The organism is Hyunsoonleella ulvae, assembly GCF_016827605.1.
In the GTDB taxonomy this organism is placed as follows: domain Bacteria; phylum Bacteroidota; class Bacteroidia; order Flavobacteriales; family Flavobacteriaceae; genus Jejuia; species Jejuia ulvae.
In genome coordinates this window covers 483,035-498,649 of record NZ_JAEPJQ010000001.1, presented here as the reverse complement: position 1 = coordinate 498,649, position 15,615 = coordinate 483,035, and the positions used below count along the sequence as shown (strand labels likewise).

General features: G+C 33.7%; 15 protein-coding genes. 8 read left to right on the top strand and 7 right to left on the bottom strand.

The window, feature by feature from the left end:
- Positions 1-253 precede the first annotated feature (253 nt).
- The 5 genes from ald to JS605_RS02295 all read left to right on the top strand — a co-directional run bounded on the left by ald (position 254) and on the right by JS605_RS02295 (position 5,395).
- Positions 254-1,354, top strand: coding sequence for an alanine dehydrogenase (gene ald / locus JS605_RS02315; protein WP_203256065.1), 1,101 nt, complete (start codon positions 254-256; stop codon positions 1,352-1,354).
- A gap of 78 nt (positions 1,355-1,432) precedes the next feature.
- Entirely contained in the window at positions 1,433-2,125 is a 693-nt protein-coding gene (locus tag JS605_RS02310) for a zinc metallopeptidase (protein WP_203256064.1), read from the top strand.
- Positions 2,126-2,185: 60 nt separating this feature from the next.
- On the top strand, positions 2,186-3,955 hold the full coding sequence (locus JS605_RS02305) for a MutS-related protein (RefSeq protein WP_203256063.1): 1,770 nt from the start codon (positions 2,186-2,188) through the stop codon (positions 3,953-3,955).
- A 49-nt stretch (positions 3,956-4,004) separates the two neighbouring features.
- Positions 4,005-4,499, top strand: coding sequence for a hypothetical protein (locus tag JS605_RS02300; RefSeq protein ID WP_203256062.1), 495 nt, complete (start codon positions 4,005-4,007; stop codon positions 4,497-4,499).
- A 113-nt stretch (positions 4,500-4,612) separates the two neighbouring features.
- Positions 4,613-5,395: an amidohydrolase gene (locus JS605_RS02295; protein WP_203256061.1), complete on the top strand. Its 783-nt coding sequence runs from the start codon at positions 4,613-4,615 to the stop codon at positions 5,393-5,395.
- Here the strand turns inward: JS605_RS02295 and JS605_RS02290 are convergent.
- Positions 5,379-6,989: an Ig-like domain-containing protein gene (locus JS605_RS02290; RefSeq protein WP_203256060.1), complete on the bottom strand. Its 1,611-nt coding sequence runs from the start codon at positions 6,987-6,989 to the stop codon at positions 5,379-5,381. The genes JS605_RS02295 and JS605_RS02290 overlap by 17 nt on opposite strands.
- Positions 6,990-7,051: 62 nt before the next feature.
- Positions 7,052-7,726, bottom strand: a complete 675-nt coding sequence (locus tag JS605_RS02285; protein ID WP_239000233.1) for a ComF family protein — start codon at positions 7,724-7,726, stop codon at positions 7,052-7,054.
- Between the two features lie 112 nt (positions 7,727-7,838).
- On the opposite strand from JS605_RS02285, the gene JS605_RS02280 reads away from it, so the two are divergent.
- Positions 7,839-9,383, top strand: a complete 1,545-nt coding sequence (locus JS605_RS02280) for a glycine--tRNA ligase (protein WP_203256059.1) — start codon at positions 7,839-7,841, stop codon at positions 9,381-9,383.
- 77 nt (positions 9,384-9,460) lie between these two features.
- On the opposite strand, the gene JS605_RS02275 is transcribed toward JS605_RS02280, so the two are convergent.
- The 3 genes from JS605_RS02275 to JS605_RS02265 all read right to left on the bottom strand — a co-directional run bounded on the left by JS605_RS02275 (position 9,461) and on the right by JS605_RS02265 (position 11,995).
- Positions 9,461-10,009, bottom strand: coding sequence for a hypothetical protein (locus JS605_RS02275; RefSeq protein WP_203256058.1), 549 nt, complete (start codon positions 10,007-10,009; stop codon positions 9,461-9,463).
- 75 nt (positions 10,010-10,084) lie between these two features.
- On the bottom strand, positions 10,085-10,549 hold the full coding sequence (locus JS605_RS02270) for an Lrp/AsnC ligand binding domain-containing protein (RefSeq protein ID WP_203256057.1): 465 nt from the start codon (positions 10,547-10,549) through the stop codon (positions 10,085-10,087).
- An 81-nt stretch (positions 10,550-10,630) separates the two neighbouring features.
- Positions 10,631-11,995, bottom strand: coding sequence for a saccharopine dehydrogenase family protein (locus JS605_RS02265; RefSeq protein WP_203256056.1), 1,365 nt, complete (start codon positions 11,993-11,995; stop codon positions 10,631-10,633).
- A gap of 45 nt (positions 11,996-12,040) precedes the next feature.
- Between JS605_RS02265 and JS605_RS02260 the strand changes: the two genes are divergently transcribed.
- Positions 12,041-12,421 carry a DUF423 domain-containing protein gene (locus JS605_RS02260; RefSeq protein WP_203256055.1) on the top strand — a complete coding sequence of 127 codons (381 nt, stop codon included), beginning with the start codon at positions 12,041-12,043 and terminating at the stop codon, positions 12,419-12,421.
- A 96-nt stretch (positions 12,422-12,517) separates the two neighbouring features.
- Positions 12,518-14,116 carry a phosphoenolpyruvate carboxykinase (ATP) gene (pckA, locus tag JS605_RS02255; protein WP_239000232.1) on the top strand — a complete coding sequence of 533 codons (1,599 nt, stop codon included), beginning with the start codon at positions 12,518-12,520 and terminating at the stop codon, positions 14,114-14,116.
- A gap of 64 nt (positions 14,117-14,180) precedes the next feature.
- Here pckA and JS605_RS02250 read toward each other — a convergent pair whose 3' ends face one another.
- Both JS605_RS02250 and JS605_RS02245 read right to left on the bottom strand, forming a co-directional pair.
- On the bottom strand, positions 14,181-14,930 hold the full coding sequence (locus tag JS605_RS02250; protein WP_203256053.1) for a uroporphyrinogen-III synthase: 750 nt from the start codon (positions 14,928-14,930) through the stop codon (positions 14,181-14,183).
- Positions 14,931-14,946: 16 nt separating this feature from the next.
- On the bottom strand, positions 14,947-15,591 hold the full coding sequence (locus tag JS605_RS02245) for a DUF4271 domain-containing protein (protein WP_203256052.1): 645 nt from the start codon (positions 15,589-15,591) through the stop codon (positions 14,947-14,949).
- Positions 15,592-15,615: the final 24 nt, after the last annotated feature.

The window sequence follows — 15,615 nt, the reverse complement described above, 5'->3', positions numbered from 1 at the left end:
GAGGTAAGGTAGATTAAGTAGTCTACTTTTCTTTTGTTGGAATAGTATAGAAGCAGTTCTTCCCAATTATTGAAAACGTAACAAAACTCTAGTAAATCGATGTGTTTTATGTAATTCCTAACATATTGTTAAAATCGATATTGAAAATTCAAAAAAAATAAAGGTTTATAATTTATTTTCAATTCAATATAGTAATATTGCACTCGTATTACGTTTTTTAATCAAAATTGTTTTTTAACTTAAAAATTGAAAGATGAAAATTGGAGTTCCCATTGAAATTAAAAATAATGAAAACCGTGTAGGAATGACACCTTCAGGTGTTTTCGAATTAACAAAAAGAAACCATACTGTATTTATTCAAAAAGATGCAGGACACAATAGTGGGTTTCCAGATGAAGACTATATAAACGCAGGGGCAACTATTCTAAGTACCATAGAAGAGGTTTATGATGTCGCAGAAATGATTGTTAAAGTAAAAGAACCCATTGAAGAAGAATACGCCTTGATAAAAGAAGATCAAGTTGTATTTACCTATTTTCATTTCGCATCTAGTGAAGTATTAACCAAAGCAATGATAGAAAGTAAAGCTGTCTGTATCGCCTATGAAACGGTTGAAGATAGTGATGGATCCCTACCATTGTTAATACCAATGTCTGAAGTGGCAGGACGCATGTCAATTCAGCAAGGAGCGAAATATTTAGAAAAACCAATTATGGGGCGTGGTATTTTATTAGGAGGGATTCCTGGAGTACCTCCCGCTAAAGTACTAATTTTAGGAGCTGGAATAGTTGGTGTTCAAGCAGCCCGCATGGCTTCAGGCTTGGGGGCAAATGTTTTTATTCTAGATATCAACATGAAAGCTTTACGCCATGTGAGTGAAACCATGCCAAATAATGTGATTAGTGAATTCTCTAGTGAATATAATATTAGAAAACACATAAAGGACGCCGATTTAATTATTGGTGGTGTGTTAATAAAAGGAGCAAAAGCCCCTAAGTTAATCACAGAAGATATGTTAAAAGAGATGCGACCTGGTACCGTTATGGTAGATGTCGCAGTGGATCAAGGGGGATGTTTTGAAACAACAAAACCCACTACCCATCAAGATCCTACCTATATAATTGATGATGTTGTACACTATTGTGTAGCTAATATGCCTGGGGCAGTTCCTTATACATCCACTGTTGGTCTTACTAATGTCACTTTGCCTTATGTAATTAAGTTAGCAGAACAAGGTTGGGAAAAGGCATGTAAAAATAATAAAGCTCTGGCTAAAGGCTTAAATGTTGTAAATGGTAAGATTGTTTACAAAGAAATAGCAGAGGCTTTTGATTTGGAATTTGAAAATGTGTAACCACAATATCTGACAAAATTTCATGGTTTAGAAATGGCGTAATTATTGCTATCTTTACTATGAATTAAAACCAAAATTATGTTAGGATATTATATACTAATAGGAGCTATTACTTTAGCGAGTTGGGCAGTAAGTAATACATTAAAGCGAAAGTTTGCAAAGTATTCTAAAATCCATTTAAGAAATGGTATGAGTGGTGCAGAGGTAGCACAAAAGATGTTAGCAGATCACGGTATTTATGATGTTGAAATTATCTCTACTCCAGGGCGTTTAACGGATCATTACAATCCTAAGAATAAAACGGTTAATTTAAGTGAAGCGGTATATAATGAAAGAAATGCCGCAGCCGCAGCTGTTGCTGCGCATGAAGTAGGTCATGCCGTGCAACATGCACAGGCCTACAGTTGGTTGCAAATGCGTTCTACATTAGTACCGGTAGTTAGTGTGAGTTCAGGAATGTCTCAATGGTTAATTATAGGAGGACTTGTTTTAGGTGGTGCTGCAGGTTTAGGACTAGGATGGTGGGTTGCTGTTGCTGGTTTAATAATGATGGGAGCTGCTACTTTATTTAGTTTTATAACGTTGCCAGTTGAATATGATGCAAGCAATAGAGCTTTAGCTTGGTTAAAAAATAAAAATGTTGTAACTCCAGATGAATATAAAGGTTCTGAAGATGCACTAAAATGGGCAGCAAGAACTTATTTGGTAGCTGCAATTGGTGCTCTGGCAAATCTATTATATTGGGCACTTCAAGTATTTGGAAGAGATTAAAACAAAATATTACAAAAACAAAAGCTCTGAATAATTTCAGGGCTTTTTTCTTTTTCCCATATGAACAATCCTATAGAATACTACGAAGAACATGTAAATGTATACAAGGCAGAAGTAAAAGCTTGCCAAAAAAGCATGGTAAGTTTAAGCTTACTAAGGTTAACGGTATTTGTGTTGTGTGGATTGGCAATTTATTTTTTCTTTCATATCTGGCAAGTAGCAGTTATAATAGGTTTGGTGGGTGTTATTGTGTTTGTGAAGTTGCTCTCCAGATACACCGATGTTAAACAGGAGAAAGCATTTTATGAAGCGCTAGTTAAAATAAACGAAGAAGAAATACAGATAGCATCAGGGAATTTTCACGATAGAAACAACGGTTTACAGTATCAAGACCCAACACACTTTTATAGTTTAGATATAGATTTATTTGGTAGAGGTTCGTTCTTTCAGTTTATCGATAGAACCACTATACACGAAGGTGCTTATAAACTTTCAGCATTATTAAAGGCCAATAGCATTAAGGGCATTCCGCAACGGCAAGAGGCGATAAAAGAACTGTCGAGAGACACTAAATGGCGTCAGTTTTATGCAGCTACCTCTAGTTTGGTATCTGTTGAAACACCTGCAAAAGAGATTATAAGTTGGCTAAAAGGCTATAAAATGTTTTTACCCACCATTGCTAAATGGTTACCAATAGGTTTCATAGCTACTACTATACTTTTATTTGTTTTTGCAGTAACAAACTTAATTGACGCATCTATTATTGGGTGGTGGTTATTTGTTGGTTTGGCTATGACTGCTAGATATGTGAAGACAATAAATATACTTTCTCTTAAGGTAGATAAAGTAAAAGACACTTTTAGGCAGTATAGTTTATTGTTGAAACTTATAGAAGACGCAACGTTTACATCTGAATTGTTACAAGAAAAACAGGAGAAAATTAAGTCTGATACTAAAAAGGCATCAACTATTTTTAAAGAACTTTCAAGAGCACTAGATGCTTTAGATAATCGAAACAATATAATAGGAGCTATTTTTGGGAATGGTTATTTTTTAACCGATATAAAAAATAGTTATAGAATTGAACAGTGGATTAATACCTACGCTCATAAAGTTGAAGATTGGTTTGAAGTGGTGTCTTTCTTTGATGCATATAATGCTTTAGGAAATTATGCCTATAACCATCCAAAATTTAAATATCCAGAGATTACCACAGAAGATATCGTAATTAATGCAGAAAAACTCGGGCATCCACTGCTTAATGAAACAAAACGAGTAGATAGTGATATCGTAATTAATAGCGAGCAGTTTTTTATAGTCACTGGAGCAAATATGGCAGGTAAGAGTACCTTTTTAAGAACAGTGTCGCTCCATATAGTTATGGCCAATGTTGGATTGCCAGTTTGTGTTGCTAAAAGTAAATACAGGCCAGTAAAACTAATCACAAGTATGCGAACTACCGATTCTTTAACAGATGACAGTTCCTACTTCTTCTCAGAATTAACTAGATTGAAGTTTATAGTTGATACCATTACCAAAGAACCTTATTTTATTGTTTTAGATGAAATTTTAAAAGGAACGAATAGTACCGATAAAGCCATGGGCTCAAAGAAGTTTGTTGAAAAATTAGTAGCTTCTAAAGCTACAGGTATTATAGCAACGCACGATTTAAGTTTGTGTGAAATAGAAGAACAACTCAGTGCTGTTAAGAACTATTATTTTGATGCCGAAATTATAAACGACGAACTTCACTTTGATTATAAACTCAAAAAAGGCATTTGCCAGAATATGAATGCTTCCTTTCTCTTAAAGAAAATGGAAATAGTTTAAAAACCTTCCTTTTTTTGTGACTTTTTAATGTTCTATTTGTCTAAAAGGTATGAAGAATAGAATTTTAAATATAGCAAAGGTACTTGTGGTTCTGGTATTTTTGAGTTACAGCAAATTATCTGCACAAGAGGTAAAAGTAGATGAGGTAATTTATAAGGTAGAAAATACGGTTATTACCAAAGCTGGTATTGATGTGACTTCAACACTAAGCGAAGCACAAAAGAGCAAAATTTTAAATGCGGCCAAAGCGATAAGACAACAAGAGGATGCTGAAAAGGAAGCAACCCAGAAAAAAATAGAAAAGGCAGAAAAAGCCCAGAGAAAAGCTGAAAAAAAGAGAAAAAAGGCAGAAAAGGTATTGAGGCAAAAAGAAAAAGCACAATCAAACTACAATAAGGCTATTGAAAAGCACAAAAATGCCCAACAGAAATATGATAAGCTTAAAAGCAAAGGAAAGTTATCTCCTGTGGATGAAAAAAAATGGCTAGAAAAAATCGAAAAACTGCATTCTAATATTGCAAAAGCAAAGAAGAAGCTAAAATAAACACGAAATAAAGATTTATCTTAAATCAGGTTTGCCTACTTACAATTATGTAATATCTTAAGAGTTCAAAAAAAACACTTTTTTTTGAACTCTTTTTTTATTTTTAGCATTCTATGCAAGAGACTTTAAAAATAGCATTAGTACAGGCGGATTTAATTTGGGAAAACCCTCAAGTTAATCGCGATGCTTTTCAAAAAAAAATAAAAAGTATTAAAAAGGATGTTGATGTGGTTATTCTACCCGAAATGTTTACATCGGGATTTACCATGAATGCAGATAAAGTAGCTGAAACTATGGAAGGCACTACTGTAGCTTGGATGAAGGATGTAGCACAAAACACCAAATCTGCTATTGTAGGCAGTGTCGTAATTGTTGAAGGTAAAACATATTTTAATAGACTTTTATTTGTTGAGCCATCGGGAAAAATATCGTATTACGATAAACGGCATACATTTACCTTGGTTGGAGAAAACGAGGTTTATACTGCAGGCAAGGAAAAATTGATTGTAGACTACAAAGGGTGGAAAATTTGTCCACTTATATGCTATGATTTAAGGTTCCCAGTTTGGTCAAGAAATACTGATAACTATGATGTTTTACTATATGTTGCCAATTGGCCTATAACAAGAATTGACGCTTGGGATACGCTGCTTAAGGCAAGAGCTATAGAGAACATGAGCTACTGTATAGGTGTAAACAGGATAGGTGTTGATGGCGTAGATGTTAAATACTGTGGTAGTACTGCTGTTTATGATGTTTTAGGAAAACGTATATCTGAAATACCATTAAATCAAGACTTTGTAGAAGTGGTTACTCTATCTAAAAATCACGTTAGAAAATATAGAAATGCGCTAAAGTTTTTAAATGATCGGGATCGTTTTAATCTTTCAGAATAAATTCAGTTGGGCTATCCCATCCAGCTCTTACTTCGATTGACTTTTCAGAATGTTTTGCGATTTCAGGCTGAATTTTTTTAAGATAGTTACCAGTATCATAAGTCCTATTATTATTTGAATCATAAATGACTCTTATGAAATAGTTACCAGGACTTAGATTTAGAAAATCAATTGGTTTTTGTTCAGTTGCGTATTTCTCATATTTTACCTTGCCTTGTTTGTCGGTAAGTTGAGCTATTATTGGGTAAACTGCGTTATATAAGTTTAGACGTAAATTACCATAACTATCTTGTTTTTTAGTCCTTACTGTGTATTGTAATGTATCATTTGTGTTTTCAAAAAAATCAATAAATGCTTCCGGGAGAATCGTTATATCATACTCATTATCTTCTGTTTTTTCAAAACCAAAAGTATACGTATTGGACAAGGAATCATATGGTTTTACAACAAAAGAAACTGGTAAGGAATCTTTGTTTATCACAGACATTTTGGTTTTATCAAACTTTGTAAAAGGAATAGTTCCGGAAATTTTAAAATCTTCATCGTAACGAATCGTGCCATCAGGTTTAGCTTCAATAGTTAAAGAATCACGTTCTTTATCACGTATTCTTACAGTGAATGTTTTTGAGGCTTGTGGATGCTCAATATTCATTACCAAAGAGTCAACTTCTAATTTGGGTTTATACCAATAGTATAAAGTATCTGTTTTTTTGTCTTTAGAAATTCTATATTCAAAGTCTTGCGGTACTTCAGAATCCAACGAAAAAGCTATGCCCTCAGGATTTCCTTCATATCCAATCATGATTTTTTCACCATTAACCAATAATGGTCTTGAAGGGTTAAAATCTACAATTTCATTAAAGAGTCTAAGATTGTATATGCTATCTGTTGGCAGGGTAATAAATTCCTTTTTAAAAGCGATTTGATCAGATTTTTGTTGGTAAATGTTATCTCCGTTATTGTCTTTAAGCGCTACTAATAAATACTTTCCGGCTTTAGCATTTTCTATAGTGTAAGAAGTTAAGCTATCTAGGGTATTTGTGATGTACTTAGGCGTTTCTTTATAGATTATGGAATCAGTAAATGTAGAATCTACCTCGTACAACATCACAGAAACAAAAGTTTCAGGTTCGCGTAGCAAAGCATCAGTGATATTTCCAGAAACGGTTAGGGAATCAATATAATCTCCCGTAGAAAACACATAGCGGTAGTAAGTATAAGGATTTCCTTCATTGTTATCTTCAATACTATTGCCAAAGTTAAAAGCGTAAGTTGTATTAGGAGGAAGGGTATCAAAAATTCGTATTCTAATGGTTTTGCTCGCAGCTCCCAAAGGGGTAATTTCGGGTTGCGTTTTCATGGGGGGCGAAATAATTAATTGTTTCTGTAAGTTCTTAATTTTTATAAATTCGTTGAACTCTATTTTTATTTCCTTGGTATTAAAATTGGTAGAATAATTTTCTGGAGATGTGCTTACAATTACAGGAGGATCAACGTCTTTTTCTCCACCTTCTGGCCTACCTCTGTTGGCACAGTTAATAAAAACACAACCAATTACTACGGCTAGAAGAACATTAAAACACTTATTACGCATTACCTTTATAAAATTTTAAGCAAACCTACATAAAATTTGCCTTAAAATAAACGATAAAAATGTTAAGCTATTGCCATAGTGGCGATACTTATTTTTATCGCTTTTGTTTGGTTTAAAACAGAACAGCAAGCTTCTAAGGTTGCCCCAGTAGTAATGATGTCATCCACCAAGAGTACATGTTTGTTTTCAATCTTTAAAATGTTTTTTAGGGCAAAAACCTCATTATTTTTATACCATCTTGCTAAACGGCTTTTGGTAGTTTGAGAGGTGGTATCAGAGATTTTTACTAAAACATCATCAACATATTCAGCATTTAAGGCAGTTGCAATACGTTGCCCGAATTTAGCAACTTGGTTATAGCCTCGTTGTTTTAGCTTCTTAGCATGCATAGGTACAGGGATTACCATGTCTATAGTTTTATAGGCTTCAACTTGGTTAAGCTCGCCTCCTAACCAGTCTCCTAAAAGTGCTCCAATATGTTCGGCACCCTTATATTTTAATGTATGAATAAGTTGTTGTACAGCTCCTTTTTTTTCAAAACGAAACAACGCGGTGGCATGCTCAATATTTGCTCTACCCTTTAAAACGTTCTTTAAGGTATCATCATCATTAAAATGAAAATCTGTAACAGGTAAATCATGTCTGCAGTTAATGCAAATGGTGTCTTCGTTATCGGATAGATAATTAGAGCACGCATAACATACTTTTGGGAAGAATAAATTTATTAAAGATTTCAAAAGAGATAAGATTGCTTCTTTTTGTAAACTTAACTAAAAAAATAACGTTATTGGACTTTAATTTTCGTCAAACTACGTATACAGTTTAGTGCGGTTTTTTATTTTTGCACCTATGGCAAATCAAGACGATACATTTAAGAAGGTTATTTCGCATGCTAAGGAATACGGATATGTCTTTCAAAGCAGTGAAATTTATGATGGTTTAAGCGCAGTTTACGACTATGCGCAAAACGGTGCGGAGTTAAAAAAGAACATTAGAGACTATTGGTGGCGTGCCATGGTGCAGATGAATGAAAATATTGTTGGTATTGATGCTGCAATTTTTATGCATCCTACCACGTGGAAAGCGTCAGGACATGTGGATGCGTTTAACGATCCTTTAATAGATAATAAAGATTCTAAAAAGCGATACCGCGCAGATGTTTTAATTGAAGATTATTGTGCTAAGATTGAAACTAAAATAGAAAAGGAAGTTAAGAAAGCAGCGAAGCGCTTTGGAGATGCTTTTAATAAAGAAGAGTTTTTGTCTACGAACGGGCGCGTATTAAGCTATCAAGAAAAAATAAATACGATTCTTTCTAGAATGGCGAAATCTTTAGAAAATGAAGATTTAGCTGATGTAAAGGCATTAATAGAAGAACTTGAAATTGCAGATCCAATGACGGGTAGTAAAAATTGGACTGATGTAAAACAGTTTAATTTAATGTTTGGAACCAAACTTGGTGCTTCTGCTGATAGTGCCATGGATTTGTATTTACGTCCTGAAACGGCACAAGGTATTTTTGTAAACTTTTTGAATGTACAAAAAACAAGTCGTTTAAAAATTCCTTTTGGTATTGCGCAAACAGGTAAAGCGTTTAGAAATGAAATTGTCGCAAGGCAATTTATTTTTAGAATGCGTGAGTTCGAGCAAATGGAAATGCAATTTTTTATAAAACCAGGTACGCAAGCAGAGTGGTATGAGCACTGGAAAGAAACCAGACTAAAATGGCATTTGTCATTGGGCATGGGTGCAGATAATTATCGTTTTCACGACCATGAAAAATTAGCGCATTATGCGGATGCTGCTGCAGATATTGAGTTTAAGTTTCCGTTTGGATTTAAAGAATTGGAGGGTATTCATTCCAGAACTGATTTTGATTTAAGTCAGCATGAAAAATTCTCTGGAAAAAAATTACAATATTTCGATCCAGAGGAAAATAAAAGTTACGTGCCTTATGTTTTAGAAACCTCTATTGGTTTAGATAGAATGTTTTTAGCTGTTTTTTCTAATGCATTACAAGAGGAGGAATTAGAAAACGGAACAACAAGAACTGTGTTAAAATTACCAAGTGTTTTGGCACCAGTAAAGGCAGCTGTTTTACCACTGGTTAAAAAAGATGGTTTACCAGAAATAGCGCGTAACATTGTTGAAGACCTAAAATGGGATTTCAACATTATTTACGATGAAAAAGATGCGGTTGGTAGACGTTACAGAAGGCAAGATGCCAATGGTACACCATTTTGTATCACAGTAGATCATGATACTTTAGAAGACAATACCGTAACTATACGTCATAGAGATACTATGGAGCAGCAACGTGTAAAGATTAATGATTTAAGGGATATCATCAAAAAAGAAGTGGATGTGCGTAATTGGTTAATGAAGATGAAGTAGTAAATTCCTGCAGAAGTAGGGATGCCAAATATACAATAAAGCCCAACTTTAAAGTTGGGCTTTATTATTTGTATTAGTTAAAACCTATAGCCAATTCTGATACCAGCTTTCCCAACAATTTCATTATCGAATCTGTCATTTTTATCATTAAAGAGATTTCTGCCTATTCCGAGATTGAGTTCGCCAATAAAACCTCTCTTGGTTAGAAATTTACCTCCAAGACCAATACCTAAAGCAAAATCGGTTATGTCCTCATCAATTTCGGTATCAAATGAGAACGTGTAGTTTTTGGTTGAATTTAGCATGCCAAACCCTTCTATAAAGAAACCAGAGGCATAGTTGTTACCTATATATATGCGGTAATAAGGAGAAATATAGTAGTTTATATCATCTTGTACTTCGTCGTCAAAAGGCAAAAACACATCAATGCCAATACCAGATTCTTCGTTGAGACTACGTTCATAAGATACTTCAAAAGCACCAAGGATTAAATATAAACTATTAAGTTTTACGTCATTAAAATTTGTTAAGGAACTGCCATCAGATTTAGAGTTGTGCTTTTCCTGAGAAAAAGACATACCAGATATTGATAACATAATTAATGTTATCAAACATAGTTTTTTCATTTAAGTTTAATTTTAAGTTACAGTAACTAGATGTTATTTGCTACGTTTGGTTGCGTAACAATTGTATCTTAATTATTAAATCTTAACTTGTCTATGGAATAATTCAGATAAGGAAATAAATGTTTCTGTTCTAGATACCCCATTTATTTCTTGAATAGTGTTTAAAACCTGCATTAAATGATCGTTACTCTTACAGATTACCTTTAAGAAAACATTCCAATTCCCTGTGGTGTAGTGGCACTCTAAAACTTCGGGGACGCGCTTTAAAAGTTTTACAATTAATGGTGCATCTGCAGCTTTATCAAAATACACACCAACAAATGCCATAGTGTCAAAGCCCAGAACTTCAGGATTAACTACAAATTTAGATCCAGCCAAAAGTCCAGATTTTTCTAGTTTACGAAGACGTTGGTGGATGGCGGCTCCAGAAATACCAACATTTCTTGCAATTTCAAGAATTGGAGTTCTTGCGTCATCCATAAGGGTACGCAGTATTTTTTTGTCTATGCCATCGATTTCGGTATGTTTCTTTTTAGCCATTGGTATTATAGATTACAAGGCAAAAGTAGTGATTTGATTGCAAATAGAAACATTTTTTTGTTTTATGATTTAGTGGAGTTTTTAATTATTTAAAGGATTATACCCCAAATACGGCACTTCTTTTTCGTTGAATGAAATACCAAACGTTTTTAATGCTTTAAGTATGGGTTGGTAAATTTCTTTAGTAATTGGAATTTGTACTCCAGGGGTAGTTATTTTACCATTGAGAATAGCAAGAGCTGCCATTGCAACAGGTAATCCAACAGTTTTGGACATAGCTGTGTAGGTTTGGTTTTGGCCAATAACTACCATATTGGCATCTAACTGGTGTTTTTTTCCATTAAGTTCGTAACCAAATTTATGGTACATTACAATCATATCCTTATCATCGTTGCTCAATGTCCAACTGTCGGTTAAAATTTTTTGCAATATTTGAGCAGGGGTAGCATTTTTAAGTCCTACCTTTTTATTGGGATTAAAAATATCTAATTCTACAAGTTTGTCCCAAACGGTATCGTCTTGATCTATTTTTAGTTTATGTCTTAATTTGAGTTCAACCGAATCTTTATGACTGTAGGGAAGAAAAGCGTTTGTAAAGTCACGGTAGCTCATGTTTTCACTGTCTTCCATAGTAAAGCTATCATCTGTCATGCCCAGAGTAACAAAAATATGCCAAGCACGACAAAACCCCACACGGCGTATTGTACCCCGATATAGTGTCTTTATATGGTGTAGTCCATAAGCATTTTGATACTTCAAGGAATCGCGATTAGCATAGGCTTCAAATCTACCATAGCCTTCAATATCTAAGAATTCAGTACGCCTAAACAAGCGCTGGTATGGAATATATTTATAGCTGCCCTCTTGTATAAATTTAGCAGTATCTCCCTGGCCAGCAATAACAACATTTCTTGGGTTCCATGTAAATTTATAGTTCCAGAGGTTGTTATCGCTTTCTGGAGCTATCAACCCGCCAGTAAAAGATTCAAATAATGTTATTGTACCACCTTTATCTCGTATTCGGTCTAATACTTGCATGGCGCTCATGTGGTCTATACCGGGATCTACGCCAATTTCATTCATTAAAATAATACCATTTGCCTTAGCGTCTTTATCTAAATCTTGCATTGCCTCACTTACGTAAGATGCTGTTACTAAATGTTTTTTGTATATAATACAGTCTTTAGCCACATGTATATGAAATCTGGCAGGAAGCATGGATATAACAATATCAGAGTTTAGAATAGCTTTTGTGCGTTGCGCATCATTAAAAACATCTAATATTATAGTATTAGCGTTGGTATGGTTGGATAGAAAAGCCCTAGCAGTATTAATATCTATGTCGCCTACAGTAATATGAAGTTGTTCTGAAATGGATACATCCAATAAATATTTTAAGAGAAAAGCGGTTGATTTTCCAGAACCTATGACTAAAACTTTTCGCATATTATTTTTGTTAATTAGATTTGTTAAATAAAATCAATTTTAAGGATGAATAAAGTTATATTAATTACTGGAGCTATAATAGGGGTTTTGGCAATAATTTTAGGTGCTTTTGGTGCACATGGTTTAAAAGCACATTTATCTACTGATAGCTTGCAGACTTTTGAAACAGGGGTGCGCTACCAAATGTATCACGCACTGTTTTTATTGTTTATAGGTAGCACCTCTTTAGTTAAATCAGGATATAAAAGTGTCATCTTTTATTTGGTTATTGTTGGGGTTTTGTTGTTTTCTGGTTCTATTTATGGGCTAGCTACAAATACGCTAACTAGTTTTAATTTTAAATCCATTGGTTTTGTTACACCAATAGGAGGTTTGTTTTTAATAGCCTCTTGGATAGTGTTAATTGTTAATTTTATAAAATTATAACAATTAATTGCATAATTAATATTTTTAGTTTCAAATTTTATCATAATTTTGAAATTTAATTATTTATTTTAAAAATATATGATAAATAGTAAACAAATGAAACATGCTATTTCGTTAGAGCAATATGGTATAAAAAATGCCAATATTCACTATCAATTATTACCAGAAGCATTACATGAAATTACGGTTATAAAAAAACAGGGAGTTACGGCTTCATCTGGTGCTTTAGCCGTAAATACTGGAGAGTTTACTGGGCGTTCTCCAAAAGATAGGTTTATAGTAAAAGATGAAATTACCAAAGATAAAATTTGGTGGGGCGAAATAAATATACCTTTTGATTCCAGTGATTTTGATGCACTTTACAATAAGGTAGTCGCCTATTTGTCTGGAAAAGAAATTTTTGTTCGAGATTCTTATGCATGTGCAGATGATAATTACCGATTGAATATTCGTGTAATTAATGAGTTTCCTTGGAGTAATATGTTTGCATACAATATGTTTTTAAGACCTACTGAAGAGGAACTAGAAAATTTTGAGGCAGAATGGACAGTTGTTAATGCACCAGGCTTCATGGCAAATCCAGAGGTAGATGGTACGCGGCAACATAATTTTGCGATTTTAAATTTTACGAAGAAGATTGCTTTAATTGGAGGAACTGGTTATACGGGAGAGATTAAAAAGGGCATATTTTCTGCTTTAAACTTTATATTACCCGTAGAGAAAAATACATTACCAATGCATTGTAGTGCTAATGTTGGAAAGGATGGAGATACCGCAATTTTCTTTGGGTTATCTGGAACAGGAAAAACAACACTTTCAACGGACCCTAATAGAAGTTTAATTGGTGATGATGAGCATGGTTGGACTAACGAAAACTCAGTTTTTAATTTTGAAGGAGGGTGCTATGCCAAAGTGATAAACCTTTCCAAAGAAAAAGAACCAGAAATATATAGTGCCATTAAAACAGGAGCTATTCTTGAAAATGTAATTTTAGATAATAGTGGCGTTGTAGATTTTGAAAATACGTCTATTACTCAAAATACAAGAGTAAGTTATCCAATTCATCATATTGAGAATATAAAAGTACCTTCAGTAGGTAAAAACCCTAAAAATATATTTTTTTTAACAGCAGATGCATTTGGGGTTATTCCGCCTATTTCAAAATTAACGCCAAGTCAGGCTGCGTATCATTTTATATCAGGTTATACGGCAAAAGTTGCAGGTACAGAGGCTGGTGTTAAAGAGCCTCAGCCTTCATTTTCTGCATGCTTTGGAGCGCCTTTTATGCCATTGCATCCTGCTAAATATGCAGAAATGCTTAGTAAAAAAATGATTGAAGCTGGTGTAAACGTTTGGTTGATTAATACAGGGTGGACAGGAGGCCCTTATGGTGTTGGCAAGCGTATGGAATTAAAATATACCCGAGCTATGATTAATGCGGTGCTCAATGGGGATTTAGGGTTATACAATTACGACGATTATCATATTCACTCTGTATTTGGCGTGGCACAACCAAGAACATGTCCAGGAGTGCCAACCAGTGTTTTAAGTCCGAGGCAAACATGGAATGATGATGAAGCGTATTACACTATGGCATTTAAGTTAACAAACGCATTTAGGGAAAACTTTAAAAAGTTTGAAAGGCATTGTACAGAAGAAATAAGACGTGGTGGGCCGCAACGCTATGCGTTTTAAAAACAAAAAAGCGTTTTCAAAATTTTGAAAACGCTTTTTTTATAATTTTTCTACGAACAGTTGTTTATTTTCCTTTGTTAACCTTATCGATATATTTTTCCAGAGCCATAGTCATAGAAGGTGTTTCAGGAGTAGGTGCAGCTATGTCTACGCGTAGTCCCTTTTCTTTAACCGCTTTTATGGTGGTATTTCCAAACACAGCTATACGGGTATCATTTTGTTTGAAATCTGGAAAATTTTGAAATAATGATTCAATTCCAGACGGACTAAAGAATACCAAAACATCATAGTAAACGTCTGCTAGGTCAGATAAATCACTAACAACAGTTTTGTAGAATGTTGCTTGTTTCCAATCTACGCCTAAGCCATCTAAAGTTTCAGGAACTAAAGGTTTTACTTTGTCGGTGTTGGGTAATAAGAATTTTTCGTCCTTGTATTTTTTAATCAATGGAGATAATTCAGCAAATGTGCGCTTTCCAACATAAATCTTACGTTTTCTGTAGACTACATATTTCTGGAGATAATACGCTACAGCTTCAGACTGACAGAAATATTTCATAGTGTCAGGTACTTTAAAACGCATTTCTTCAGCAACTCTAAAAAAATGATCTACCGCATTTCTACTGGTTAGAATAATTGCGGTGTAATTATTTAAATCAATTTTTTGATGCCTTATCTCCTTAGCAGGAACACCTTCAACATGAATAAAGGGTCTAAAATCTATTTTAACTTTCTTTTTCTCCTGAAGATCGAAGTAAGGAGAATTTTCAATTTTAGGTTCTGGCTGAGATACTAAAATGGTCTTCACTTTCATAGGCAAAATAGTTTAATTAGGCGCTTAATACCGCATATATGATTACATAGGGTGCGATTTCAAGAGCGCAAAGATACAAAATAAAATAGAAAAAGTTGTTTTTAATCTCATTTTGATACGCTTTAAACGTGGTAAATAACCCACTTATATTCACTACAAAGAGTAGCCCAAGAATAAGATAAAGAAGCGTTTTGGTAGGAGTTATACCGTAAACTAAAATGGCATTAATGGGTAAAAGTAAAATGCCTAAATAATTTTTGTAACTAATTTTTTGAAAAATATAATTGCCTACAATATCATCAATTTCAAATAAACTAGCTATTAAACGTTCAAGCAGCACTTTTACAAGCATAAAAATGGCTAAACCTACAGCAAATTTTACTAGTAGAGTATTATTAACTTCAATTAAATGGGTGAAGTTTTTAATACATAACATACTAAATATAGTACCAGAAATAATTAAGTTTACAAACAGCAAACTATCATAATAGTCAATAAATTTTTGGTCTTTGCCATAAATTTTAAGATATCTAGAATTAGAAATTACCATAATAAACTCATGAAAACGCCTAGGGGCCATGCTTTTGGCAATAGCAATTGTTACCAAACAAATTAGTAGCAAAATTGTGTAGAGTGTATGTGAGGGGATCTCCCGAAGCATGGGTTAAAATTATCATAAATTTTA